We start from the raw sequence: 25,349 nt of genomic DNA on the forward strand, positions 1-25,349 counted from the left end.
CTCATTCGGTCCGCTCGACTTGCATGTATTAGGCACGCCGCCAGCGTTCGTCCTGAGCCAGGATCAAACTCTCCAATGAAAGTGGATTGGCTTTGTAAGCTTCGGCGCCGACACCAAACGTGTCAAGCGGCCTCCGCTTTTCGTATGGTCTAGCTTCGGCCGCTATCGGCTCGCGACGCTTCGGCCCTGCTGCGGCGGCAACAGCCTCCTCGCAGGCCCTCCAGCGCGTTTCGCCGATAAGCGAGCGGCCTCCGCTTTTCGTATTGGCGCTTGGGTTTTGTTTAGTTTTCAAGGAGCATGATTACGAATAAAGACAGCTATTACATAATAACAAAAAAGCGATCAAAAGTCAACGCTTTTTTCTTTTTTATCGTTGCAAGCAGATTTGATTGTATCACGTCTCTTTCATTTTTGCAACAAAATTTTTTGGAATGACGGTTTTTATAGGATCTCATCGATAAATAGATCGCGCCGTTGATTCAATGGAAGCAACTGTCCCGTTTCAATGATTTTGACAATCGGTCGGACAGGATCGTCAGAGCGAGCAGATATTACTTCGGCCCGCTGGCCGTCAGAAAGCCGGACAATCGTGCCCTTTTGCAGCCCAATGAGGCCGTTGATCAACGCGGCGACAGCTTGGGCGTCCAGTTTGCTAGGTTGTTCTCGCCAAATCGTTTCAATCGCCCGAAACGGTGATTGTTTCCGGCGGTATAGCCGTTCTGAAGTCATGGCATGAAATACATCGGCGACAGCCACAATCAGGCTGTACGGATGAATTTTTTCTGCTTGAACGCCAAGCGGGTAACCGCTGCCATCCTTTCGTTCATGATGTTGCAACACCGCGAGTTTGGCTCCATGAGTTAAGGCCGGGATTTTTTGTACCATGCGATAACCGAAAATCGGATGTTGTTTCACCTCGTTAAATTCAGCCTCGGTAAGAGCGGACGATTTCCATAAAACCTGTTTGCTGACTTTCGCCATTCCGCAGTCTGCTAGCGCGCCGGCAAGAGCAACTTGATAACATTCCCCTTCGCTGTATCCGAGCTCCATTGCCAGCAAACCAGCGATCACTCCTACACTGACAGCGTGATGATAAAGATAATCGTCCTTGGACGCATAATGACGAACTGTGAGCAAATCGTGCTTCGCGTGCGCCATTTGCTCTAAAAGCGGAATGATCAACTCGCGGATTTCCCTGATTTCAATCGGCAGTCCCGATTGCCATGATTGAAACAGCTGTTTATATCGTTGGACCGCCTGCAAATACGAGGAAATGGGCTGTCGATGAGCCGTCGTCCCGATGACATCTTCTTCAAAAAACGGCTCACCATTGGCGAGAACCGGCTCGATTTCCACCTCGTCAATGAGAAACTTTTCAAGCACGTGCAGCAACGGCTCCGTGATGATCGTATTTTTCGGGATAATGGGCCGCTTGGTCGGGCCAAGCACATCATCGGCAAGCACGCATCCTTCACGAAGCCGGGAACGGTTTACGCGAACCATCAGTTTGTTCCTCCCTTCTCTTATATCTTTTATCGTAACATGACTTTGGGTGCATGGACAGCGTTTCGACATAAAAACCGACGCTCCCTGTCCGTTGCAGCAGAGCGTCGTCCCCCATTAGGCGAGATGTCCGTCTTCTTTTTCTTCTTCAGGCACTTTCGCCACAGTGGCTACACATTCATGCTCATCATCGCCAGAAAGGCGGATAAGTTTTACGCCTTGAGCGATTCTCCCTGTGCGGGAAATGTCACTGACCGCCATACGAATGAGCACGCCGCCTGTCGTAATGACCATTAAATCTTCGTTGCCGACGACAGTCGTCACCGCAACAACCGGGCCATTTTTTGGTGTGACATTGCATGTTTTCAATCCTTTGCCACCGCGGCTTTGCACGCGGTATTCCGAAGCCGGAGTGCGCTTGCCGAATCCTTTTTTCGTGACGACAAGCACGTCATGGTGATCTTCCAAAATCTCCATCCCGACTACTTCGTCGTTGTCGTCAAGCGTGATCGCTTTAACTCCAGTCGCGCTGCGTCCCATGGCCCGCACGTCGGTTTCCGGAAAGCGAATGAGCAGACCATTTTTCGTGCCGACAATTACATGCTTTTGACCGTCTGTCAATCGGACCGAAATGAGTTCATCGCCTTCACGCAAATGAATAGCGATCAACCCATTGTTGCGAATATGGGCAAACGCGGAGAGCGAAGAGCGTTTCGCGATCCCCTGTTTCGTTGCAAACACGAGGTAACGCTCGTTGTCAAACTCCTCGATCGGGATCATGGCGTTGATCCATTCACCTTTTTCAAGTTCGAGCAAATTCACGATCGGAAGCCCTTTGGCAGTTCGTCCGAACTCTGGAATTTCGTAGCCTTTCGCCTGATATACTTTCCCTTTGTTCGTGAAAAATAGGACAGTGTCATGAGTCGATGTAATCAGCAAGTGTTCGACAAAATCATCTTCCGCTGTGTTCATTCCTTGCACACCCCGACCGCCGCGCTTTTGGCTCCGGTACGTCGATAAAGGCAGACGCTTAATGTAGCCTTTATGGGTGAGGGTAATGACGACGCGCTCGTGCGGAATCAAGTCTTCGTCATCAAACTGTTCGACGGCTCCTGCCACGATTTCCGTACGCCGCTCATCATTAAACCGCTCCTTGATTTCGCTCAATTCCTCACGGATGATTTGCAACACTTTTTCTTCATCGGCGAGCACCGCTTTCAGCTCAGCGATCAAGCGGACAAGCTCTTGATATTCTTGTTCAATTTTTTCCCGCTCGAGGCCGGTCAGCCGCTGCAAACGCATATCCAAAATCGCCTGCGCCTGCCGCTCGCTGAGGGAAAACCGCTCCATCAATCCTTGGCGCGCCGCTTCTGTCGTCTGCGAACGGCGGATGAGATCAATCACTTCATCCAAATGATCGAGAGCCGTGCGCAAACCTTCTAAAATGTGAGCGCGCGCTTCGGCTTTTTGCAGTTCAAATGCCGTCCGTCGGCGAATCACTGTCTTTTGATGGTTTAAATAATGCTCCAAACATTCTTTTAAGTTCAGCACTTTCGGCTCGCCGTTCACCAAAGCGAGCATATTAATCCCAAAGCTCGTTTGCAGCGCGGTATGTTTGTACAAATTGTTCAGCACGACTTTGGCGTTCGCATCGCGCCGCACCTCGATGACAATGCGCATGCCGCTCCGGTCCGATTCATCGCGCAAATCAGTGATCCCGTCAATTTTTTTCTCACGGACCAGTTCGGCGATCCGCTCAATCAGCTTCGCTTTGTTCACTTGGTAAGGAAGTTCGCTCACAATGATCGTTTCTTTGCCGTTCGGCTGCTGTTCAATTTCGGCCTTGGCGCGCAGCGTAATCGAACCGCGGCCGGTTTCATACGCTTTGCGGATGCCGCTGCGGCCGATAATTTGTCCGGCGGTCGGAAAATCGGGGCCCGGGATGTATTTCATCAAGTCGGCAACCGTCATCTCTGGGTTTCGGCTTAGCGCCAGCAACGCATCGATCACTTCACCGAGCTGATGGGGCGGAATGTTCGTCGCCATTCCAACCGCAATGCCCGATGAGCCGTTGACCAATAAATTCGGAAATCGGGACGGCAGCACGACCGGCTCTTTTTCCGAGCCATCATAGTTGTCTTGGTAGTCAATCGTATCTTTATTGATATCACGAAGCAATTCCATCGCGATTTTCGCCATGCGCGCTTCCGTATAGCGCATGGCGGCGGCAGCGTCGCCGTCGATCGATCCAAAGTTCCCATGGCCGTCAACAAGCATGTAGCGGTAGTTGAAATCTTGCGCCATGCGCACCATCGTATCATACACGGCGGCATCCCCGTGCGGATGGTATTTCCCGATCACTTCGCCGACGATGCGAGCTGATTTTTTGTACGGTTTATCGGCGGTCATTCCAAGATCATGCATGGCGTACAAAATGCGGCGGTGCACCGGTTTCAAGCCGTCGCGCACATCCGGCAACGCGCGGGAAACGATGACGCTCATCGCATAGTCGAGAAACGAGGAGCGCATCTCTTGGCTGATATTGACTTCGCGAATGCGCGGTTGTTCATGTTCTGCCATTCTTCAAACCTCCCTTAAAACCCTCCTCCGATCCGACTGGCCGGCGACAGACGGGTGGCGTCAGTCCACCTGCGCATGCGAGGACACCCAGCGGCGTCACGAAGCGGGAAGGGGGCTGTCTTCCTCTCAGTTCAAAGCCTACAAAAAATCAGATGGATCAGCTTTAAAACGGACTCCAATGATGTGACGTTCACCGACCCTCCTAGAAGGTTGTGATTTAATGGCGTATACGGCTTTACCATGTCATTTCTCAATTAGAAAAACCTTGTTGTATCGGGCCTGCTTTTCAATCACTCTCCCATTGATGAAGGGGATCAGCGGTTTTTCACCGGCCTCCTAGATATCTAAGTTTTTCACGTAACGCGCGTTTTCTTCGATAAACTGGCGGCGCGGTTCGACTTTATCGCCCATTAAAATTTCAAACGTTTCGTCCGCATCGATGGCGTCCTGCAAACTTACTTGCAGCAGTGTTCTCGTCTCTGGATTCATCGTCGTTTCCCAAAGCTGTTCCGGATTCATCTCGCCCAATCCTTTGTAGCGCTGAATCGTCGGTTTGGGCTGATCGGGCAACGCGGCGAGAATTTGTTCAAGCTGACGGTCGTTGTAAGCGTAACGGACTTGTTTTCCCTGCTCGATTTTATAGAGCGGAGGCTGGGCAATATAAATATAGCCTTGTTCAATCAATTGACGCATATAGCGGTAAAAGAACGTCAAAAGGAGCGTGCGGATGTGAGCGCCGTCAACGTCCGCGTCGGTCATGATAATGACTTTATGATAACGGGCTTTCGAGATGTCAAAATCTTCGCCAATGCCCGTGCCAAGCGCCGTAATAATCGCCCGCACCTCATTGTTTGACAAAATTTTGTCCAAGCGTGCTTTTTCCACGTTAAGAATTTTCCCGCGCAGCGGCAAAATGGCTTGAAAATGGCGGTCACGCCCTTGTTTCGCTGATCCGCCCGCCGAGTCGCCCTCAACGACGTACAGCTCGCTGATCGCTGGATCTCGCGATGAACAGTCGGCCAATTTCCCCGGCAAATTGGAAATTTCGAGCGCGCTTTTGCGCCGCGTCAACTCGCGCGCTTTTTTCGCCGCCAGCCGGGCGCGCGCTGCCATCATGCTTTTTTCCACAATCTTGCGGGCGATTGTCGGGTTTTCCAGCAAAAACGTTTCAAACTGTTCGGAAAAAATCGCATCGGTCACCGTACGGGCATCGCTGTTACCGAGCTTCGTTTTCGTCTGCCCTTCAAATTGCGGAGACGGGTGTTTGATCGACACGATGGCGGTCAATCCTTCACGCACATCCTCACCGGTTAAATTGGCATCGTTGTCTTTCACCAATTGTTGCTTGCGGGCATAGTCGTTGATAATGCGCGTCAGCGCCATTTTAAAGCCGGATTCATGCGTGCCGCCTTCATGCGTATGAATGTTGTTGACGAACGAATAGATGTTGCTCGTGTACCCGTCGTTGTACTGCAAGGCGATTTCAACTGCAATGCCGTCCCGCTCGCCGGCGATATAAATCGGCTCCTCATGCAGCACTTCGCGCGTCCGATTCAAATGCTGGACATAGGAGCGAATGCCGCCTTCATAAACATATTCGTTTCTCCGGTTGTCAACCCGTTCATCGGTCAACGTGATTTTCAAGCCGCGATTTAAAAAGGCGAGCTCGCGCAACCGGGCGGCCAGCGTTTCGTAATCGAACTCAATCGTTTCGGTAAAAATCTCTGGGTCCGGCTTAAAGCGAGTCGTTGTCCCGGTTCGGTCCGTTTCGCCGATGATTTGCAAGTCGGTGCAAGGCTCTCCCCGCTCGTACCGCTGATAATGGATGTTTCCATCGCGATACACGTACACTTCGAGCCACTCCGACAGGGCGTTGACGACGGAAGCGCCAACCCCGTGCAAGCCGCCGGATACTTTATAACCCCCTCCGCCAAACTTCCCGCCGGCATGCAGAACGGTCATAATGACTTCAACAGCCGGGCGGCCAGTCGCTTCATGAATGTCAACCGGGATGCCGCGTCCATTGTCGGCGACGGTGATGCTGTTGTCTTTGCCGATCGTCACATCAATGGTCGTGCAATAGCCTGCCAGCGCTTCGTCGATGCTGTTGTCGACGATTTCCCAAACGAGGTGGTGCAGCCCTTTTGATCCCGTTGATCCGATATACATTCCCGGGCGCTTGCGGACGGCTTCAAGGCCTTCAAGCACTTGAATTTGACTTGCATCGTACGCCTCGACTCGCTGTTCCATGGTCATGCCTGATCACCTACGCTTTCTTTGCAAACGTTCAATCACGATCAAGAAGGAGCGATGACCGAACCGGAATGGACTCGATAAATCGCCGCTTCTTGAATCACATCGTGGTTAATGCCGTCGATGCTTGTCGTTGTGACAAAAGTTTGCACTTTTTTCCGGATGGCATCAAGGAGGTGGGTTTGCCGAAAGTCGTCCAGCTCCGACAATACATCATCAAGCAATAAAATGGGGTAATCGCCTAACTCGGAAAAGATGAGCTCAATTTCTGCCAATTTGACTGCCAGCGCTGTCGTGCGCTGTTGTCCTTGTGAACCGAAAGTTTGTACATTTTTTCCGTTCACCCAAAACGCCACCTCATCGCGGTGGGGGCCGACCAAGGTCGTCCCTCGTTGAACTTCTCGCTCCTTTACGGCGGCGAACGTTTCTCTGTATGCTTCTACTATTCTCGACAATTCCGCCTTGTCTGATACGTCGACCGACGGTTCATAGCGAATGTGGAGCTGTTCGGCCCCACGGCTGATTTCGCGATGGATGGGAGCCGCCCACTGCTCAAGCAACGACAAAAACTGGCGGCGTCGCAACGTAATTTTGGCCGCCAGCCAAACAAGCTGTTCGGTTAGGACGTCAAGCACCGCCTCGTCGCTCCGCTCGCGGGTCTGCATCATTTTCAGGCAATGATTGCGCTGCTGCAACAACTTCTGGTACTGGCTTAAATCGTGTATATAAACGGGCGAAATCTGCCCGATTTCCATATCGATAAACCGGCGCCGCACTTGCGGGCTTCCTTTGACTAAATTCAAGTCTTCCGGGGCGAACATGACGACATTTAAATGGCCGACATATTGACTGAGCCGCTGCTGCTCAATGTGATTGCATTTGGCTCGTTTCCCTTTTTTGGAGATCAACAGTTCGAGCGACAACGATCCGTTGCGTTTCTCTGCTTTCCCCTCTATTTTAGCATACTCTTCATTCCAACGAATAAGGTCTTTATCGTTGGACGTGCGATGCGATTTGGCCATCGCCAAAACGTAAATAGCCTCCATCATATTCGTTTTTCCTTGGGCGTTTTCCCCCAAAATAATGTTTACCCCTTGATCGAAACGCATCGTTTCCCGCTCATAATTGCGGTAGTTCGTCAACGCTAAGTCGGTTAAAAACACCCGGCCTTCACCTACTCCGCTTTTACGATGACAAACGCGCCGACCTCTTTGATCTCGACCCGGTCGCCTTCTTTTAACTTCCGCCCGCGCCGGTTTTCCCGTTCCCCGTTCACCAGCACGTCATGTTCCTGCAAAAACCATTTGGCTGCGCCGCCGGTGTCAATCACATGCGCCAACTTTAGCATCTGCCCTAGCGTAATCGTCTCCGTCTTAATGGCGACTTGTCGTTCCATCCGTTCATCGCTCGCTTTCGTTACAAACTGCCTATTCTTTTATTTTACCGAAAAATTCGTTCGTTCGCAAAGAAACCCGATGAAAGGGAGAAAAGCGGTGGCTCTCCCTCATTGAATGAACGCCTGATGGCATTCAAGTCAGCCTTAGCCATCAGACGCGCCAAAGCGGATCGGCTTCAATACGTTCTGACCGGCAGGATGAGCTGAAGCATGGAGTCGCTGTGGAGCGGGCGCAAGACAAACGGCCGCATCGCCCCGGTGAAGCTGATTTGAATGTCGGTGCCATCAAGCGCGCGCAACGCGTCCATCATATATTTGGCGCTGAATGAAATGTTCAACTCTTCGCCTTCAAGCGATTCGGCTTTCAGCTGTTCTGTTACTTTTCCAATCTCCGGGGAAACTGAGGAAATTTCCAACCTCTCTCCTGAGAGCGTCGCCAGTTTCACCACGTTGTTTCGCCCTTCTCTTGCTAGCAAGGAGGCGCGGTCGATCGCCTGCAAAAACTCCTTGGCATTGACGGTCACCGTTGTTTTGCTGTCCGTCGGGATTAAGCGGGCTGTCTCCGGATAGTTCCCGTCGAGCAGGCGTGAGAAAAACAGAAGATGCTCCGCCTTAAACAGCACTTGATTGGCCGTGATGACAATATCGATCGGATGGTTGCCATCATCTAAAATTTTGCTCAATTCATTCAGACTTTTTCCAGGAATGACGACGTTATACGCCCAATCGCTTTCAATGCCGATTTTGACTTTGCGCATTGCCAGACGGTGACTGTCGGTAGCGGTGCAGACGAGTTCACCATCTTCTATTTTCCAGTTGACACCTGTCAAGATGGGGCGCGTTTCCGATGTTGAGACGGCAAATACCGTTTGGCGGATCACCGCCTTCAGCAAATCAGCCGGAATTTGAAAGGCGTGTTCTTCCTCGATTTGCGGCAAGCGCGGGTACTCATCGGCGTTAAATCCGTTGAGACGGAATTCGGAGTGCCCTGAGCGAATCACGGTTAAAAAGCTGTCTTCCGTTTCGATTTCCACCGTTTGCTGCGGCAGCTTTTTCACGATTTCAGAGAAAAAGCGCGCCTGCAAGACGATGCTTCCCGGCCTCTTTACATCCACCAGCAGCCGTCCTTCTTTTTCGAGCGGAATAAACGATTCAATGGAGATGTCCGAGTCGCTTCCGGTTAAGGTGACTCCGCGAGCCGAGGCTGTCAGTTTAATCCCGGTCAAAATCGGGATCGTCGTTCTTGTCGATACGGCTTTCATCACATCTTGAACGCTTTTGACGAGCGCTTCGCGGTCAATGGAAATGTTCACGCTGTTGTTCCTCCCCATTTGGAATGTCTTCGGAAATAAATTATAAAGATATAAAAACAAAGATCATAGTACTAGTCGTATGGCTTGTTGGTATGTGGATAAACAAATAAAGACGAGCAAGCACAGCCTGTCCACATGTGGATAAGCTGTGCGTAAGACAGCGACTGTTATTCACAATTGCTTCAGCTTTTCTTGAATCTCTTGAATATGTTTTTGCAGCTGCGTGTCCGTTTGCAAAAGCTTCGTTATTTTTTCATGGGCGTGAATGACCGTCGTATGGTCGCGGCCGCCGAATTCGTCGCCGATTTTCGGCAGCGAACAGTCGGTCAGCTCACGGGAGAGATACATGGCGATCTGCCGGGGAAACGCGACCGATTTGGTTCGTTTTTTAGCTTTGAAATCGTCAAGCTTAATGTTGAAGTGTTGGCCGACGACGCGCTGAATGTCTTGAATCGTGATGACCTTCGGCTTCGCGCTCGGAATGATGTCCTTGAGCGCCTCAGCTGCTAGATCGGCGGTGATTTCTTTATTAATGAGCGAGGAATAGGCGACGACGCGAATGAGCGCCCCTTCCAGCTCGCGGATGTTTGAATCGATTTGGTTGGCGATGTAGAGCATCACTTCATTTGGGATATCAAATCCCTCTGCCTTCGCTTTTTTCCGGAGAATAGCGATTCGCGTTTCCAAATCAGGCGGCGTGATGTCTGTGATCAATCCCCACTCAAAGCGCGAACGCAAACGGTCCTCAAGCGTTGGGATCTCTTTTGGAGGCCGGTCGCTCGAGATGACGATTTGCTTGCTTTCTTCATGAAGCGTATTGAACGTATGGAAAAACTCTTCCTGCGTTTGTTCTTTTCCCGCCAAAAATTGAATATCATCGATTAACAGAACGTCGACGTTTCGATACTTGTTGCGAAAGTCATCAGGACGGTTGTCGCGGATGGCGTTGATAAACTCGTTCGTGAACTTTTCCGAAGATAAGTAGACGACTTTCGCTGACGGATTATGTTCGATGACGTAATGGCCGATGGCGTGCATGAGATGCGTTTTCCCTAGCCCGACACCGCCGTAGATGAACAGCGGATTGTACGCTTTCGCCGGGGCTTCGGCGACGGCTAGGGAAGCGGCGTGCGCAAATCGGTTGCCGGAGCCGATGACAAACGTATCGAAGGTGTACTTCGGATTTAGCATGCTCTGCGGGAAATCGTTCGTCTCTTCGTATGGCTTGCGCTGTTTTTTCGCTGCCGCCTGAAATTCGGCGTCTTCGTCGCCTTGGTTAGGCGGAATGATAAATTTGACGGCCAGCTCTTCGCCGGTAATGGCATAGATTGTTTCGGCAATCAAATGGGAGTAGCGGGAGTCAAGCCAATCTCTAGCAAACTCGTTCGGGGCTACGATGACGAGCGTGTCACCTCGCAAAGAGTGGGCCTTCGTTGATTTGAGCCAAGTCTCAAAGCTCGGCTTGCTAATTTTCTGCTCGATTTCCGCGAGCACGCGATTCCATAAGTCATGGATATTTTCCACCCGTTGCCCCTCCCTTGGTTAGCGGATGATCATTTGGTTAAGAAAATAAGTTTGTGGAAAAAACAATATTAAGGAAAAAAGGCGGCTTTTCGACAAAATCCACCACCTGTGGACAAAACGATCAACAGCCTGTGAAAAATACTATCCACAACCTATCCACAGAATGTGGATATCTTTCTTTATCCACACAGTTGTCCATAGTGAAAACACAATAATAATAGCAAATAAAACAAGTTGTTGCAACGGCTTTTTTGCTTATCCACAAAACGGACAGACTGTGCAAATTTCGTTATCCACACGGGTGAAGATGTGAAAAAAATGTCGATAAATGTTGTGAATTGTTACTTTGGTGGCGAAATTTTATCCACATCGTTGCGTCGAAGGAGCGAAACAAAGAGGCAGTTGACATTTGCTGAGATTGTTCAATATAATGAGAAAGACTGCCCGTAACAGTTATTCCCTAGGGAGGTGTCATAGATGAAACGGACGTACCAACCAAATAGACGGAAACGCAGCAAAGTGCACGGATTTCGCGCCCGCATGAGCACGAAAAACGGGAGAAAAGTGCTGGCGCGCCGCCGCCGCAAAGGAAGAAAAGTATTGTCTGCATAATAGGCCACTGAAGTTTCAGTGGTCTTTTTTCTCACGTGGTGATTGGTCGCCTGGAAATGAGGGCAAATGGAGTGTTTACGGAAAATGAAAAAAAAGCATCGAATCAAGAAAAACGATGAATTCCAAGAAGTGTTTCAGCGAGGGGTTTCGACAGCCAACCGCCAGTTTGTTGTCTACACGCTTGACCGCCCGGGGCAGCCTTATTTCCGCATTGGGCTTTCCGTAAGCAAAAAGCTGGGCAAGGCCGTCACCCGAAACCGGATCAAGCGCTACATCCGCCAATGTTTCCTCGAGTTGAAAGAGGAAATCGTCCCCGGCAAGGACTATGTCGTCATCGCTAGACAGCCCGTTTCAGAGATGAGTTACACGGAAGTGAAAAAAAGTTTCATTCATGTGCTTAGGAAAGCTGGCGCGCTGAAAAATGGGACAAAGTCGCGGCCCTCGGTTTGACACGATGCCCCATCTAGCCAAAAAAGATGGTAAAATACAGACGTGAACTCGTACATATGGGAGGAAAAAGAAGGTGAAAAGGCGAATTGTATGGATAGTCTTAGGTTGTGCATTGATGGCTGTCTTGGCGGGGTGCACGGAAATCAACAAACCGATCACTCCGGAGAGCAAAGGGTTTTGGAATGAGTATATCGTTTATCCGCTTTCTTGGCTGATCAAACATGTCGCCGGGTTGCTTGGTGGAAGCTTTGGGTTGTCGATCATCGTCGTCACGGTGTTGATTCGCTTGTTGATTTTGCCGCTGATGATCCAGCAGACGCGCAATGCCAAGGCCATGCAAGCGCTTCAGCCTGAGATGGAGGCGCTGCGCAAAAAATACAGCTCGAAAGACGCCCAAACCCAGCAAAAACTCCAGCAAGAGATGATGCTTTTGTTCCAAAAGCACGGCGTCAACCCGATGGCTGGTTGCCTTCCTATTTTGATTCAAATGCCGATTTTAATCGGTTTCTATCACGCCATCATGCGAACGAGAGAGATTGCGCAGCACAATTTTCTCTGGTTTGACCTTGGCGAAAAAGACCCGTACTATATTTTGCCGGTCATCGCCGGGGTGACGACGTTCATTCAGCAAAAAATCATGATGGCTGGCTCCGCTCAGCAAAATCCGCAAATGGCGATGATGCTTTGGGTGATGCCGATCATGATCGTCATTTTTGCCGTCAATTTTCCAGCTGCTTTGTCGCTTTACTGGGTCGTCGGAAATCTTTTCTCTATTGTGCAAACGTATTTCATTAAAGGGCCGAACGTTTCTGCCCATTCAGGAGGAGCGAAAAAGTGAAAGAAGTCACCGCGACTGCGGCAACGGCCGAAGAGGCGGTGCGGTTGGCGCTTGCCCAGCTCGGTGCACCTCGGGAGCGCGTCGACATCGTCGTGCTTGATGAAGGAAAAAGAGGCTGGTTCGGCTTGTTTGGCGGCCGTCCGGCAGTGGTGAAGGCGGTGTTGAAGGTCGATCCCATCGAGGAAGCGGTGCGCTTTCTCGAACGGGTGATGGCGCAGATGGGAGCGGAAGGGGCAAGCATTGAAGTTGTGCGGCGCGGCAAACAAGCGACGCTTCACGTTCACGGGGGACCGGTCGGACTGCTGATCGGCAAACATGGACAAACGTTGAATGCGCTCCAGTTTTTGGCGCAGCTCGTCGCCAACCGCTATGCCGATGAATATGTGTCCATTGTCGTCGATGTTGAACATTACCGAGAGCGGAGAGAAAAAGCGCTCATCGAGCTCGCGAACAAGCTGGCGGCTCAGGTGGTGAAAACGGGAAAGGAAATCCGGCTCGAACCGCTGCCGGCGCATGAGCGAAAAATTATTCACGCCGCGCTGGCCCGCCATAAGCGGGTCTCCACTTATTCGGTCGGGGTCGATCCGCATCGATCAATCGTCGTGGCCCCGGCGATGGAAACGAAAGCGCCGACGAAAGAGGCCCCTCTCTGAATGAGGAGAGGAAGGCCTTTTTTTGTTGTCGTGGTGGCGCTGGCAGCGGAAAGGATGGTTTGAAACAAAACCGCGGCCGCACATATGGTCTTTTTTCAACATGAGCATGCCATATTGTTATTCACATGTGGATAAGTTAAAATTGAACTGAGCAACGATGCACACGGAAAGCGACAGCGGAAACGGGCTGTGGATATAGAAAAGACAGGGAAAAAGCGAGGTGAACGAGCCATGACAGAATTTGATACGATTGCCGCCATTTCGACGCCGATGGGAGAAGGAGCGATCGCGATCGTCCGATTGAGCGGCGATGAGGCGGTGGAGATCGCCGACCGGCTCTTTCGCAGTCCGAGCGGGAAACGGCTCAAAGAGGTCCCGACGCATACGATCCATTATGGGCATATCGTCGATCCGAAGAGCGGCCAAATCGTTGAAGAGGTGATGGTGTCGGTGATGCGGGCCCCCAAGACGTTCACCCGTGAAGATGTCGTGGAGATTAACTGCCATGGCGGGTTTGTTTCCGTCAACCGGGTGCTGCGGTTGGCGCTGGTTAATGGGGCGCGCCTTGCTGAACCGGGGGAGTTTACGAAGCGGGCGTTTTTAAACGGGCGCATCGACTTATCCCAAGCGGAGGCAGTCATCGACTTGATCCGCGCCAAAACGGATCGCGCCATGAACGTTGCTTTGCAGCAAATGGAAGGGCGGTTGTCGAAATTAATCGGCGAATTGCGGCAGACCATTTTAGAAACGTTGGCGCACGTTGAAGTCAACATCGACTATCCAGAATACGATGATGTCGAAGAGATGACGCCGCGCCTGCTCAAAGAAAAGGCGCAATATGTGCGCGGACAGATTGAAAAGCTGCTGTCGACCGCCAATCAAGGGAAAATTTTGCGCGAAGGCTTGGCAACGGTCATTATCGGGCGGCCGAACGTCGGAAAATCATCGCTGTTAAATGCGCTCGCCCATGAAAACCGGGCGATCGTTACCGACATTCCAGGGACGACGCGCGATGTGATTGAAGAATATGTCAACGTCCGCGGCGTACCGCTCCGCTTGATTGATACGGCCGGCATTCGCGAAACGGAAGATGTCGTGGAGCGAATCGGTGTTGAGCGTTCGCGGCAAATGCTGAAGCGGGCTGATTTCGTTTTGCTCGTTCTGAACAACCATGAGCCGCTGACGGAAGAGGATGAGCGGCTGTTTGCGATGATTGAAGGGATGGACGCGATCATCATCGTCAACAAAACCGATTTGCCGAGACGAATGGATATGGAACGGGTCGAGAAATTGGCGGCCGGCCGACCGATCGTGACGGCTTCATTGCTTCATGAACAGGGAATCGATGAATTGGAAAAAGCCATCGCCGATCTGTTTTTCGGCGGCGAACTTGAGGCGGGCGACTTGACCTATGTATCAAACTCCCGCCATATCGCGCTGCTTGAACAAGCGAAGCAGGCGGTCGATGATGCGCTTTCCGGCATTGACGCCGGCATGCCGGTCGATCTTGTTCAAATCGATTTGCGCCGGGCGTGGGAGCTGCTTGGCGAAATCGTTGGCGATACAGTAAACGAAAGTTTGATTGATCAGCTGTTTGCCCAATTTTGTTTAGGAAAATAAGCAAGGAGGAAACGAAATGGAGTATCACGGAGGAACGTATGACGTCATCGTCATCGGCGCCGGCCATGCTGGCTGCGAAGCGGCGCTTGCTTCGGCGCGCATCGGGGCAAAAACGCTCGTCATTACGCTCAACCTCGATATGATTGCGTTTATGCCGTGCAACCCGTCGATCGGCGGCCCGGCGAAAGGGATCGTCGTGCGCGAAATCGACGCTCTCGGCGGGGAAATGGCGAAAAACATTGACAAAACGTATATCCAGATGAGGATGTTAAACACGGGCAAAGGTCCGGCTGTCCGCGCGCTGCGGGCCCAGGCTGACAAAGTGCTGTACCAGCGGGAAATGAAGAAAACGCTCGAAAATCAGGAAAATTTGACGTTGCTGCAAGGGAAAGTCGAGCGGCTCATCGTTGAAGACGGCGTCTGCAAAGGCGTCATCACCCAAACGGGCGCTCATTATTACGCGAAGGCCGTCGTCATCACAACCGGGACGTTTTTGCGCGGAGAAATTATTATTGGTGACATTAAATACTCAAGCGGACCGAACAACCAGCAGCCGTCGATCAAGCTGTCCGAGCATTTAGAAGAGCTTGGGTTCGAGCTCGTCCGCTTCAAAACGGGCACGCCGCCGCGCGTCAACAGCCGGACGATCGACTACAGCAAAACAGAAATTCAGCCGGGAGACGAAGAGCCGCGGGCGTTTTCGTACGAGACGACAACTTACATCACCGATCAGCTGCCGTGCTGGCTGACGTACACGACAGAGGAAACGCACCGCATCATTGATGAAAATTTGCATTTGTCGCCGATGTACTCCGGCATGATCAAAGGAACCGGGCCGCGCTATTGCCCGTCGATCGAAGATAAAGTCGTTCGGTTCCACGACAAGCCTCGTCACCAGATTTTCCTCGAACCGGAAGGGCGGGAAACGGAAGAAGTCTACGTGCAAGGGTTGTCGACAAGCTTGCCGGAACATATCCAACGCAAGCTGCTTGAGACGATCCCAGGGCTCGAGAAAGCGCAGCTCATGCGGGCCGGCTATGCGATCGAGTACGATGCCATCGTGCCGACACAGCTTTGGCCGACGTTGGAAACAAAGCTGGTGAAAAATTTGTACACCGCCGGGCAAATTAACGGCACATCCGGCTACGAAGAAGCGGCGGGTCAAGGCATCATGGCCGGCATTAACGCCGCCCACCGCGCGCTCGGCCGCGAGGAAATCATTTTAAGCCGTTCGGACGCTTATATTGGCGTCTTGATCGACGACTTGGTGACAAAAGGGACAAACGAGCCGTACCGCCTGCTCACATCGCGCGCTGAATACCGGCTGTTGCTCCGCCACGACAACGCCGATTTGCGCCTCACTGAGCTCGGGTATCGGATCGGCCTGATTTCCGAAGAGAGATACCGAGCATTTTTGGCAAAAAAAGAGGCGATCGAACGGGAGAAAAAACGGCTGCAAACGGTCATCATGAAACCGACGCCAGAGGTGCAGGAAGTCATCCGCCAGGCGGGCGGAAGCGAGCTGAAAGACGGGATTCGCGCCGCTGATTTGCTCAGGCGTCCGGAGATGACGTACGAGCACATCCAAAAACTGGCGCCTTCCGATGAAGAGATCGCTAAAGAAGTGGCGGAACAAGTCGAAATTCAAATCAAATATGAAGGTTACATTCAAAAATCGCTGCAAGAAGTCGAGCGGCTCAAAAAAATGGAAAACAAAAAAATCCCGGAAGATATCGACTACGACGCCATTCAAGGTCTGGCGACCGAAGCGCGGCAAAAACTGAAACAAGTGCGCCCGCTCTCAATCGCCCAAGCGTCGCGCATTTCCGGCGTCAATCCGGCCGATATTTCGATCTTATTAGTGTATTTGGAACAAGGAAGAATCGCGCGCGTGTCGAATGAATAAACATGAGGGAAAGGATTGGCTTATGGAGGCGACACAATTTCAAGCCATGCTTGAAGAGAGGGGGATTTCCCTCTCTTCCCAAGCGCTTGCGCAGTTTGAGCGCTATTACGAACTGCTCGTCGAATGGAACGAGAAAATGAATTTGACCGCTATTACAGACAAGCCCGGTGTCTATGTGAAACATTTTTTTGACTCGGTTTCCCCCGCCTTTTACTACGATTTTTCCGCGCCGCTTTCGCTGTGCGATGTCGGCGCTGGAGCGGGGTTTCCAAGCATTCCGCTCAAAATTTGCTTTCCGCATCTGCGCGTTTCGATCGTCGATTCGTTGCAAAAGCGCATTCGTTTTTTGGACCATCTCGTCGCCGCGCTGCAACTTGAGGGAGTGGCGCTCTATCATGATCGGGCCGAGACGTTCGCTCGTCAAAAGGGAATGCGCGAATCGTTTGACGTTGTCACGGCTAGGGCGGTAGCGCGCATGCCGGTGCTTGCCGAACTTTGTCTTCCGCTTGTCAAAGTTGGAGGCACATTGATCGCCATGAAGGCTGCTTCGGCGCCTGAAGAATTGAAAGAGGGAAAAAAGGCGATCGCGGTGCTCGGCGGGGAAGTCGCGGCGGCGGAAACGTTCGCGTTGCCGTTTGCGGAGGGGGAGCGGACCATTATTTTCATTCATAAAACGAAAAAGACGCCGGTCCAATATCCGCGCAAGCCAGGAACGCCGAGCAAGCAGCCCATTCAGTAGCCGGCGGCGGACACGGCGCAAAGGCGGCTCCGTCGTCCCGTGTCTCATGACGGGGAAACAGCTAGGGAGAAGGTCGCGCGTGCCGGGTGGCAAAGAGAGCGTTTTGCTAAGTACGTCCAAAGGTGGTGTAGGGGGATGAAGCATCCATTTTCGCGCTTGTTCAGTTTTGGAGAGAGAGAGCTGGAAGAAGCGGGGGAAAAACAAGAGAGGGAAGAAGTTCGCCACATTCCGGTCGAAAGCATTATCCCGAACCGCTTTCAGCCGCGCACGATGTTTGATGAAGAAAAAATCAATGAATTGGCGTTGACGATTCGCACGCACGGCATCATCCAGCCGATCGTCGTCCGCGAATGCGGAAACGGACAGTTTGAAATCATCGCCGGCGAACGGAGATGGAGGGCGGTGCAAAAGCTCGGCTGGACGGAAATCCCGGCGATCATCAAAAACTTAAATGACAAAGAAACCGCCTCCGTCGCCCTCATTGAAAACTTGCAGCGTGAAGAGTTGACACCGATTGAAGAGGCGATGGCGTACGCCAGGCTCATCGAACTGCACGATTTGACGCAAGAAGCGCTCGCCCAGCGGCTTGGCAAAGGGCAGTCGACGATTGCCAACAAGCTGCGTCTGCTCAAACTTCCGCAGGAAGTCCAAGAAGCGCTGTTGCAGCGGGCGATTACGGAGCGTCATGCGCGCGCCCTAATTGCGTTGAAAGACAAAGAAAAACAGCTGAAGTTGCTGCAGGAAATCATCGACAAGCAACTGAACGTCAAGCAGACGGAAGACCGGGTCGTCAAGCTGCTTGAAGCGCGGGAACAAAAGCCGAAGCCAAAGCGCAAGGCGTTCAGCCGCGATATGCGCATCGCCATTAATACGATTCGCCAGTCGCTTTCGATGGTGGAAAATAGCGGGGTGTCCGTTCAATCGGAAGAGGAAGAATTGGACGATTACTATCAAATTACGATTCGCATCGCCAAAAAATAATCAACTGGTCATCGTTTGCCTCATCACGCGCGGCTGATGGGGTTTTTTCTTTCAGAAAACAAAGTCATTTTCCTTTTTTCATGATAAAATAAAGTTTATGAGGAAGAGATAGAGGTAGGTGGCATCGTGGGCAAAGTCATTGCTATTGCAAACCAGAAAGGTGGCGTCGGAAAAACAACGACAGCGGTCAACTTGTCAGCTTGTCTCGCCCATCTCGGAAAAAAAGTGCTGTTGGTTGACGCCGATCCGCAAGGAAATGCGACAAGCGGCATCGGCATTGAACGGGGAGATGTTGACGAATGCATTTATAACGTCATCATCGGTGACATGAAGGCGAAAGACGTCATTCGGCCGACAGACATCGAAAATTTATACGTCATTCCAGCAACGATCCAGCTGGCTGGTGCGGAAATTGAGCTCGTTTCCGTTATCTCTCGCGAAATTCGGTTGCGAAACGCGCTCGCACCGCTAAAAGACAAGTATGACTTTATCATTATTGACTGTCCTCCTTCGCTCGGGTTGCTGACGCTGAATGCGTTGACGGCGGCCGATTCTGTCCTTATCCCGGTCCAATGCGAATATTACGCGCTGGAAGGGCTCAGCCAGCTGCTCAATACGATCCGGCTTGTGCAGCGGCATTTAAACTACGATTTGCGCCTTGAAGGCGTTCTGTTGACGATGCTTGATGCAAGGACAAATCTAGGTTTGCAGGTCATTCAAGAAGTCAAAAAGTATTTCCGCGAAAAAGTGTACGAGACGATCATCCCGCGGAATGTGCGGTTGAGCGAGGCGCCAAGCCATGGCAAACCGATTATTTTGTACGATGTCAAGTCGAGGGGGGCCGAAGTGTATTTGGATTTAGCGAAGGAGGTGCTTGAACGTGGCTAGAGGGCTTGGCAAAGGCATCGGCGCGCTGTTTGACAACTTCCCGCTCAACGGAATGGACGGAAACGAAGAAACTGTGCGGGAAGTCAGCATTCACGATCTTCGGCCGAATCCGTACCAGCCGCGGAAAACGTTTCAACCCGAGGCGATCGAGGAGCTGAAGCAATCGATTTTGCAGCATGGCATTTTGCAGCCGCTCATCGTCCGCCGCGCACTGAAAGGGTTTGAAATCGTTGTCGGCGAACGGCGCTACCGGGCGGCAAAAGAGGCGAATTTGTCGTCAGTGCCAGTGGTGGTTCGCGAATTGACCGACGAGCAAATGATGGAGTTTGCGCTTCTCGAAAACTTGCAGCGTGAAGACTTGAACCCGATCGAAGAAGCGATGGCGTATAAAATGTTGATGGACAAGCTGCACTTGACCCAAGAGGAAGTCGCCAGCCGCGTCGGGAAAAGCCGCCCGCACATCGCCAATCATTTGCGTTTGTTGTCCCTCCCTTCCGATGTGCAAAAACTGCTCATCGATGGCACTCTTTCGATGGGGCATGGCCGCGCGCTTTTGGGGCTGAAGCAAAAAAGCAAAATGAAACCGATTGTGGAACGGGTGATTCGCGAAGGACTGAACGTCCGTCAGCTGGAAAAGCTGATTCAGCAGGCCAATGCCGATGTTCCACGTGAAACATTGAAGCGAAAAAAGCAAGAAAAAAGCGTGTTTCTTCGCGAAAGCGAAGCGTTGCTGCGCGAAAAATTCGGAACGAACGTCACCATTAAACAAACGAAAAAACGCGGAAAAATCGAAATTGAATTTTTTTCTCCGGAAGATTTAGAGAGAATATTAGAACTGCTCGATGTGCGGTTTGATGAGTAGGCCGATGATCGAGGATGTTCAATTGGTTGGAAAGAGTGGTTCATCATGGTATTGCTAGGAACGATCGTCAATGGGCTGAGCATTGTAGCTGGAGCATTGATCGGCAAGGCGTTTCGCCGCATCTCCGACCGCGTCAAAGAAACGGTGATGGGAGGAATCGGACTTGCTGTGGCGCTTCTTGGCGTGCAGATGGGGATGAAAAGCGAGCAGGTTCTTGTTGTCATCATTAGCCTTGTATTTGGCGGCATTCTCGGAGAGTGGTGGGACTGGGAGGAAAAGCTGAACCGGCTCGGCCGATGGCTCGAGAAAAAAGTGGGCGGGAACGGGGATAGCATCGCCCAAGGATTTGTGAGCGCGACGTTATTGTTTGTCATCGGCGCGATGGCCATTGTCGGGGCGCTGGACAGCGGGCTGCGCGGCGACCATAGCGTCCTCTACACGAAATCGATTTTGGATGGGTTCGCCAGCGTCATTTTGACGACGACGCTTGGCATCGGTGTCATATTTTCCGCGCTGCCGGTGATGGTTTACGAGGGCAGCATCGCGTTATTGGCGACGCAAATCGAGCGGTTTGTGCCAAAGAGCGTGCTCGATTCCTTTATCGCCGAGTCGACAGCGACCGGAGGGATTTTGATTATGGCGATCGGTCTCAATATGCTCGGGGTAACGAACATTCGTGTGGCGAATTTGCTGCCGAGCATTGTTGTCACGGCAGGCGCTGTTTTTCTTCTTTCGTTCTGGTAGTGGGACGGCAAGCCGCGTGCCCCCCTCTTTCAACAGCTGAGACTGAGAAAGAGGGGGATTGGCCGTCCGCCATCGCCAATCATGAGGAGTCCGGTGATTCATTCGTGAATACGGCTTTGCCATCTCATTTCTCAACGAGAAACACCTTGTTGTATCGGTCCTGCTTTTCACGCGCTTTCCCATTGATGAAGGGAATCAGCGGTTTTTCACCGGACTTTTAGGAGGCTGGTGATTGACGCGCGCAACCGCTTTCCCAAATCGTTTCTCAAGTGGAAGCGACTTGTTGCCTCAGCCTCTATGTTTGCGCGTTCCACTATCGGTCAAGGCAAACAGCGATTTTTCACCAACCTTTTAGGCGAAGCGGTGCACGGGCTCCAACAGCCGAACCGTTTTTTTACCACAACGACCGCCGATCTTTCGAAAGCGGAGGGGCGCCAAGCCGCTCCTTGCGAACGACGAACCGTTCTGCTTCGTAAATGCTGTTGGCAATGGTTTTGGCCATGTTCATGACCAAGTGAAGGCGCGTATTTTGCAGGACAAAAAATTCCATAAATCCGCTGACATTGACCACCCCGGCAATATGGGCGTCCCCGACGGGAAGCAGCTGTTTATTGACTCCAGCCCCGGGGCGAACCGGCCCTTTGGCAACGGTGATGGCGCCGACGCTTTTCAACCGACCAAGGCAGGCGTCCACCGCGATCATGAACGGTTCATCGTGAGTCAGTCGAATCGCCTCCACTTTTTCCTCAAGATTGACGGCGTGAATCGGCTCCTCGAGTGTTCCGTATACATGAAAGCGGGATAACGGCTTTTCTTTCAACATCGTGCCCACTAACGGTCCGAGCGAATCGCCCGTCGATCGATCGGTGCCGATGCAAACGATGGCGACCGGCTGGACGAGCGGATCCGGAAGCAGCGCGGCGATCCGCCAAGCGATCAATGATACCGCCCCTGGCTCATCGTAAAAAATGCGGTCTCTTTCCTCCTTGGAAGAGAAAAAAATCGATGGTATGCTCATTCCTTTCACTCCTACTTTCCATCCAAAAGTATTAACAGTATACGGAAAATAAAAGAATGATATACGTTTCTTCCCCTATTTTCCCGCTCTTGTTCGCGAGTGATGCGGATGGCGAAAACATCGGGCTACCCATCGATGGCCTGTCTTGTTAAAATAAAAAGCGCAGAACGAAGAAGATCGAGGTGTTGTCAACGTTGAAAGCGATCGAGAAAATGGTCGATGAACTGTTGGCGTTTTTGACTGATGAAACGCTGTGGCTGGAGATAGGAAAAGGGGCGCTGAAGATCGTTTTGATTTTCCTCGTGTGCGCCGTGGCCGTGAAAGTGTTAAAAGTGGCTGTCCATAATATGTTTCGCGTGCGGCAAAAGGCGCCGATCCGCATTTCCGAACGGAGGGAGGCGACGCTTGTTCGCCTGCTCGACAATGTCATTACGTACGTACTATATTTTATGGCGCTCTTAATGATTTTAGATACATTTGGTGTTCCGGTGAAAGGATTGCTTGCTGGGGCCGGGGTCGTTGGATTAGCGGTCGGCTTCGGGGCGCAAAGCTTAGTCAAAGATGTCATTACCGGATTTTTCATTATTTTTGAGGATCAGTTTGCTGTCGGTGACTATGTGCGCATCGGCAACTTTGAAGGATACGTGGAAGAAATCGGGTTGCGGGTGACAAAAATTAAAAGCTGGACGGGAGAAGTGCACATTTTGCCCAACGGCAGCATTATCGAAGTGACGAACTTTTCGTTGCATAACAGCTTGGCTGTTGTCGACGTCAGCATTGCCTATGAAGAAGATATTGAAGAGGCGGAACAAGCGATCCGCGAGCTTCTTCCGCAGCTGCCGGAGAAATACGAAGATATGGCCGCCGCACCGGAGTTGCTCGGCGTGCAAAACGTCACCGGGGCGGAAGTGGTCCTCCGCATTACGTGCGAAACGAAGCCGATGCGTCATGTAGCGGTGGCTCGCGCGATTCGCAAAGAAGTCAAAAAGCTTCTTGATGAACGCGGCATTGATATTCCGTATCCTCGGCTTGTGCTGCATCGCCGCGGCGGGGAGGAACAGCTGGACGCCAAGCCGCAAAAACAACAGCTGTGATCGCGAGGAGGTGGACAGATGGAAGAAAAAGAATTTGGTCTTTATGATATCGTGGAAATGAAAAAACCGCATCCGTGCGGGACGAACCGATGGAAAGTGATTCGTCTAGGCGCTGACATTCGCATTAAATGTGAGGGCTGCGCTCACAGTGTGTTGCTGCCGCGGAAGGAATTTGTCCGCAAAATGAAAAAAGTGCTTGTCAAGCATGAAGAATAACCGAACGGGAAAAGAGGAGTGGAATCCATGGGATTGACAGCAGGAATCGTCGGTTTGCCCAACGTCGGCAAATCGACGTTGTTTAACGCCATTACGAAAGCCGGAGCCGAGTCGGCGAACTATCCGTTTTGTACGATTGAGCCAAACGTTGGGGTGGTTGAAGTGCCCGATGAGCGGCTTCGAGTATTAACTGACATGTTTCAGCCGAAGCGGACGGTGCCGACCGTGTTTGAATTCACGGATATTGCGGGCATTGTCAAAGGGGCAAGCAAAGGAGAAGGGCTTGGCAATAAGTTTTTGTCCCATATCCGCCAAGTCGATGCCATTTGCCAAGTCGTGCGCTGTTTCAGCGATGAAAACATTACGCACGTGGCCGGCCAAGTCGATCCGCTCGCCGATATCGAAACGATCAATTTGGAGCTTGTGTTGGCCGATTTAGAGACGGTTGACAAACGAATCGAGCGGGTCGGCAAAATCGCCAAGCAAAAAGATAAAGAGGCGGCGTTTGAGCACGGGATTTTGCTGCGATTGAAAGAAACGCTCGAAGCCGGCAAACCGGCGCGCACACTCGAATTCTCTGAGGAAGAGATGAAAGTCGTCAAGCAGCTGCACTTGTTGACGATCAAACCGATGCTGTATGTCGCCAATGTTGGCGAGGAAGACGTCGCCGATCCTGACGGCAATCCGTTTGTCAAGGACGTGCGCGAGTTTGCGAAGCGCGACAACGCGGAAGTGATCGTCGTCTGCGCCAAAATTGAAGAGGAAATTGCCGAGTTCAGCGAGGAAGAAAAGCAGCAGTTTTTGCGGGAGCTCGGCATTGAGCAGTCCGGCCTTGACCAGCTGATTCGCGCTTCTTACAGTTTGCTTGGGCTGGCGACGTTTTTCACTGCCGGTGAACAGGAAGTGCGGGCGTGGACGTTTCGAAAAGGGATGAAAGCGCCGCAATGCGCGGGCATCATCCATTCCGATTTTGAGCGCGGCTTCATCCGCGCCGAGACGGTTTCATACGATGACTTAGTCGCTGCCGGTTCCATGGCGGCAGCGCGCGAGGCGGGCAAGGTGCGGCTTGAAGGAAAAGACTATGAAGTGCAAGACGGCGACATTATTCATTTCCGATTCAACGTCTAGCGTTTCGCATTCCCCCGAAAGAAGCAAGGCCGCTAGTTCAACCGAAATAAGGATGGCAAATGTTTGTGCCGCGCAAATGCGGCAAACTGCCTTGCTTATCGTTGTCCATCATGGTATAATCAATAAATGTGAGTAATGTTCATTGCTCCTTGCCCTTCAGCGGAAGGGCCGTTCAGACCAAAAGGAGGTGACGAGCGTGAGAAAATACGAAATTATGTACATCATCCGCCCGAACATGGACGATGAGGCGAGACAAGCTCTCGTGGAACGGTTCAACAACGTGTTGAAAGAAAACGGCGCGGAGATTACAAACGTGACGGATTGGGGTAAGCGTCGCTTAGCTTATGAAATTCAAAAATACCGCGATGGCTATTACATGATCATCAACGTCACAGCGGAGCCGAAAGCGGTGCAGGAATTTGACCGTTTAGCGCGCATCAGCGAAGACATTATCCGTCATATCGTCGTCAAGGAAGACGAATAATTTTTTCTTTATGGCAAGAGGTGGTTCTGATGATTAACCGCGTCATTTTAGTCGGCAGGTTAACGAAAGATCCGGAGTTGCGCTACACTCCAAGCGGAGTGGCTGTTGCCACGTTCACGCTTGCCGTCAACCGGCCGTTTACAAACCAGCAAGGCGAACGGGAAACGGATTTTATTCAATGCGTCGTTTGGCGCCGCCAAGCGGAAAATGTGGCGAATTTCCTCAAAAAGGGGAGTTTGGCTGGAGTCGATGGCCGGCTGCAGACCCGCAGCTATGAAAATCAAGAAGGCCGGCGCGTCTATGTCACGGAAGTGGTGGCTGACAGCGTCCAATTTTTAGAGCCCAAAGGCGTGAGCGAGCAGCGAGGGGCAGCAGCAGGCGGCTACTATGGGGATCCATTCCCATTCGGACAAGATCAGAACCACCGATATCCGAACGACAAACAGGCGGGCCGCATCGATGAAGATCCTTTTGCCGATGACGGTCAACCGATTGATATTTCCGATGACGATTTGCCGTTTTAACGTCATTTCTGACAGAAGTCTCC

General features: G+C 51.8%; 24 protein-coding genes and 1 rRNA gene. 16 read left to right on the top strand and 9 right to left on the bottom strand.

The genetic code is table 11. The features are described 5' to 3' along the window. The 8 genes from B4113_RS15705 to dnaA all read right to left on the bottom strand — a co-directional run. Positions 1–79: ribosomal RNA gene (locus B4113_RS15705) — 16S ribosomal RNA — on the bottom strand; the annotation flags it as partial. A gap of 362 nt (positions 80–441) precedes the next feature. Next, positions 442–1,503 (bottom strand): HD-GYP domain-containing protein, encoded by a 1,062-nt coding sequence (locus B4113_RS15710; protein WP_033842756.1) that lies wholly within the window; start codon positions 1,501–1,503, stop codon positions 442–444. Positions 1,504–1,620: 117 nt separating this feature from the next. Next, positions 1,621–4,083, bottom strand: a complete 2,463-nt coding sequence (gene gyrA / locus B4113_RS15715; protein ID WP_033842757.1) for a DNA gyrase subunit A — start codon at positions 4,081–4,083, stop codon at positions 1,621–1,623. Between the two features lie 336 nt (positions 4,084–4,419). Next, complete coding sequence (gene gyrB / locus B4113_RS15720) at positions 4,420–6,339, bottom strand: DNA topoisomerase (ATP-hydrolyzing) subunit B (protein ID WP_033842758.1); 1,920 nt, start codon at positions 6,337–6,339, stop codon at positions 4,420–4,422. Between the two features lie 41 nt (positions 6,340–6,380). After that, positions 6,381–7,499, bottom strand: coding sequence for a DNA replication/repair protein RecF (gene recF, locus B4113_RS15725; protein ID WP_033017850.1), 1,119 nt, complete (start codon positions 7,497–7,499; stop codon positions 6,381–6,383). A gap of 11 nt (positions 7,500–7,510) precedes the next feature. After that, a complete protein-coding gene (yaaA, locus tag B4113_RS15730; RefSeq protein WP_033017852.1) occupies positions 7,511–7,732 on the bottom strand; it encodes a S4 domain-containing protein YaaA in 222 nt (73 codons plus the stop codon). A 176-nt stretch (positions 7,733–7,908) separates the two neighbouring features. Then, entirely contained in the window at positions 7,909–9,045 is a 1,137-nt protein-coding gene (gene dnaN / locus B4113_RS15735) for a DNA polymerase III subunit beta (RefSeq protein ID WP_033842760.1), read from the bottom strand. A gap of 171 nt (positions 9,046–9,216) precedes the next feature. Continuing rightward, entirely contained in the window at positions 9,217–10,569 is a 1,353-nt protein-coding gene (dnaA, locus tag B4113_RS15740; protein WP_033017854.1) for a chromosomal replication initiator protein DnaA, read from the bottom strand. A 477-nt stretch (positions 10,570–11,046) separates the two neighbouring features. On the opposite strand from dnaA, the gene rpmH reads away from it, so the two are divergent. From rpmH to B4113_RS15795, 11 genes are all read left to right on the top strand, one after another. After that, positions 11,047–11,181 (top strand): 50S ribosomal protein L34, encoded by a 135-nt coding sequence (rpmH, locus tag B4113_RS15745; protein WP_020961658.1) that lies wholly within the window; start codon positions 11,047–11,049, stop codon positions 11,179–11,181. 84 nt (positions 11,182–11,265) lie between these two features. After that, positions 11,266–11,631 (top strand): ribonuclease P protein component, encoded by a 366-nt coding sequence (gene rnpA / locus B4113_RS15750; protein WP_033017858.1) that lies wholly within the window; start codon positions 11,266–11,268, stop codon positions 11,629–11,631. A gap of 73 nt (positions 11,632–11,704) precedes the next feature. Next, positions 11,705–12,469 (top strand): YidC family membrane integrase SpoIIIJ, encoded by a 765-nt coding sequence (gene spoIIIJ, locus B4113_RS15755; RefSeq protein WP_033017860.1) that lies wholly within the window; start codon positions 11,705–11,707, stop codon positions 12,467–12,469. Then, positions 12,466–13,122: an RNA-binding cell elongation regulator Jag/EloR gene (gene jag / locus B4113_RS15760; protein WP_033017861.1), complete on the top strand. Its 657-nt coding sequence runs from the start codon at positions 12,466–12,468 to the stop codon at positions 13,120–13,122. The genes spoIIIJ and jag overlap by 4 nt, the downstream gene beginning before the upstream one ends. 231 nt (positions 13,123–13,353) lie before the next feature. Then, positions 13,354–14,742, top strand: a complete 1,389-nt coding sequence (gene mnmE / locus B4113_RS15765) for a tRNA uridine-5-carboxymethylaminomethyl(34) synthesis GTPase MnmE (RefSeq protein ID WP_033017863.1) — start codon at positions 13,354–13,356, stop codon at positions 14,740–14,742. A gap of 16 nt (positions 14,743–14,758) precedes the next feature. Continuing rightward, positions 14,759–16,648 (top strand): tRNA uridine-5-carboxymethylaminomethyl(34) synthesis enzyme MnmG, encoded by a 1,890-nt coding sequence (gene mnmG, locus B4113_RS15770; protein WP_033017864.1) that lies wholly within the window; start codon positions 14,759–14,761, stop codon positions 16,646–16,648. Between the two features lie 22 nt (positions 16,649–16,670). Next, entirely contained in the window at positions 16,671–17,387 is a 717-nt protein-coding gene (gene rsmG, locus B4113_RS15775) for a 16S rRNA (guanine(527)-N(7))-methyltransferase RsmG (protein ID WP_033844728.1), read from the top strand. Between the two features lie 135 nt (positions 17,388–17,522). After that, positions 17,523–18,368 (top strand): nucleoid occlusion protein, encoded by an 846-nt coding sequence (noc, locus tag B4113_RS15780; protein ID WP_033017865.1) that lies wholly within the window; start codon positions 17,523–17,525, stop codon positions 18,366–18,368. A 126-nt stretch (positions 18,369–18,494) separates the two neighbouring features. After that, positions 18,495–19,256: a ParA family protein gene (locus tag B4113_RS15785; RefSeq protein ID WP_033017866.1), complete on the top strand. Its 762-nt coding sequence runs from the start codon at positions 18,495–18,497 to the stop codon at positions 19,254–19,256. Then, positions 19,249–20,118 (top strand): ParB/RepB/Spo0J family partition protein, encoded by an 870-nt coding sequence (locus B4113_RS15790; protein ID WP_033842767.1) that lies wholly within the window; start codon positions 19,249–19,251, stop codon positions 20,116–20,118. Before B4113_RS15785 ends, B4113_RS15790 begins: the two co-directional genes overlap by 8 nt. 45 nt (positions 20,119–20,163) lie before the next feature. Beyond that, positions 20,164–20,862: a DUF554 domain-containing protein gene (locus tag B4113_RS15795; protein WP_033842768.1), complete on the top strand. Its 699-nt coding sequence runs from the start codon at positions 20,164–20,166 to the stop codon at positions 20,860–20,862. 394 nt (positions 20,863–21,256) lie between these two features. Here B4113_RS15795 and yyaC read toward each other — a convergent pair whose 3' ends face one another. Beyond that, positions 21,257–21,880 carry a spore protease YyaC gene (gene yyaC / locus B4113_RS15800; protein WP_033017870.1) on the bottom strand — a complete coding sequence of 208 codons (624 nt, stop codon included), beginning with the start codon at positions 21,878–21,880 and terminating at the stop codon, positions 21,257–21,259. Between the two features lie 212 nt (positions 21,881–22,092). Here yyaC and B4113_RS15805 point away from each other — a divergent pair, with 212 nt between their 5' ends. The 5 genes from B4113_RS15805 (at position 22,093) to ssb (ending at position 25,326) form a co-directional block, all read left to right on the top strand. Continuing rightward, positions 22,093–22,974, top strand: coding sequence for a mechanosensitive ion channel family protein (locus B4113_RS15805; RefSeq protein WP_033017900.1), 882 nt, complete (start codon positions 22,093–22,095; stop codon positions 22,972–22,974). A gap of 18 nt (positions 22,975–22,992) precedes the next feature. After that, positions 22,993–23,190: a DUF951 domain-containing protein gene (locus B4113_RS15810; protein ID WP_033017872.1), complete on the top strand. Its 198-nt coding sequence runs from the start codon at positions 22,993–22,995 to the stop codon at positions 23,188–23,190. Between the two features lie 27 nt (positions 23,191–23,217). Next, positions 23,218–24,318, top strand: coding sequence for a redox-regulated ATPase YchF (ychF, locus tag B4113_RS15815; protein WP_033017873.1), 1,101 nt, complete (start codon positions 23,218–23,220; stop codon positions 24,316–24,318). A 196-nt stretch (positions 24,319–24,514) separates the two neighbouring features. Further along, the gene (rpsF, locus tag B4113_RS15820; RefSeq protein ID WP_033842772.1) at positions 24,515–24,802 is read left to right on the top strand and encodes a 30S ribosomal protein S6; all 288 of its coding nucleotides are present in this window, start codon (positions 24,515–24,517) and stop codon (positions 24,800–24,802) included. A 29-nt stretch (positions 24,803–24,831) separates the two neighbouring features. Then, on the top strand, positions 24,832–25,326 hold the full coding sequence (gene ssb / locus B4113_RS15825; RefSeq protein ID WP_033017875.1) for a single-stranded DNA-binding protein: 495 nt from the start codon (positions 24,832–24,834) through the stop codon (positions 25,324–25,326). Positions 25,327–25,349: the final 23 nt, after the last annotated feature.

Origin of the sequence: Geobacillus sp. B4113_201601, assembly GCF_001587475.1 — a bacterium.
Lineage (GTDB): Bacteria > Bacillota > Bacilli > Bacillales > Anoxybacillaceae > Geobacillus > Geobacillus icigianus.

What these genes read in the sequence shown, in the direction of transcription:
- B4113_RS15710 (WP_033842756.1), bottom strand. Translation starts at nt 1,503, where the DNA reads ATGGTTCGCGTAAACCGTTCCCGGCTTCGTGAAGGATGCGTGCTTGCC.
- gyrA (WP_033842757.1), bottom strand. Translation starts at nt 4,083, where the DNA reads ATGGCAGAACATGAACAACCGCGCATTCGCGAAGTCAATATCAGCCAA.
- gyrB (WP_033842758.1), bottom strand. Translation starts at nt 6,339, where the DNA reads ATGACCATGGAACAGCGAGTCGAGGCGTACGATGCAAGTCAAATTCAA.
- yaaA (WP_033017852.1), bottom strand. Translation starts at nt 7,732, where the DNA reads ATGGAACGACAAGTCGCCATTAAGACGGAGACGATTACGCTAGGGCAG.
- rpmH (WP_020961658.1), top strand. Translation starts at nt 11,047, where the DNA reads ATGAAACGGACGTACCAACCAAATAGACGGAAACGCAGCAAAGTGCAC.
- rnpA (WP_033017858.1), top strand. Translation starts at nt 11,266, where the DNA reads ATGAAAAAAAAGCATCGAATCAAGAAAAACGATGAATTCCAAGAAGTG.
- mnmE (WP_033017863.1), top strand. Translation starts at nt 13,354, where the DNA reads ATGACAGAATTTGATACGATTGCCGCCATTTCGACGCCGATGGGAGAA.
- mnmG (WP_033017864.1), top strand. Translation starts at nt 14,759, where the DNA reads ATGGAGTATCACGGAGGAACGTATGACGTCATCGTCATCGGCGCCGGC.
- rsmG (WP_033844728.1), top strand. Translation starts at nt 16,671, where the DNA reads ATGGAGGCGACACAATTTCAAGCCATGCTTGAAGAGAGGGGGATTTCC.
- noc (WP_033017865.1), top strand. Translation starts at nt 17,523, where the DNA reads ATGAAGCATCCATTTTCGCGCTTGTTCAGTTTTGGAGAGAGAGAGCTG.
- B4113_RS15795 (WP_033842768.1), top strand. Translation starts at nt 20,164, where the DNA reads ATGGTATTGCTAGGAACGATCGTCAATGGGCTGAGCATTGTAGCTGGA.
- yyaC (WP_033017870.1), bottom strand. Translation starts at nt 21,880, where the DNA reads ATGAGCATACCATCGATTTTTTTCTCTTCCAAGGAGGAAAGAGACCGC.
- B4113_RS15805 (WP_033017900.1), top strand. Translation starts at nt 22,093, where the DNA reads ATGGTCGATGAACTGTTGGCGTTTTTGACTGATGAAACGCTGTGGCTG.
- B4113_RS15810 (WP_033017872.1), top strand. Translation starts at nt 22,993, where the DNA reads ATGGAAGAAAAAGAATTTGGTCTTTATGATATCGTGGAAATGAAAAAA.
- ychF (WP_033017873.1), top strand. Translation starts at nt 23,218, where the DNA reads ATGGGATTGACAGCAGGAATCGTCGGTTTGCCCAACGTCGGCAAATCG.
- ssb (WP_033017875.1), top strand. Translation starts at nt 24,832, where the DNA reads ATGATTAACCGCGTCATTTTAGTCGGCAGGTTAACGAAAGATCCGGAG.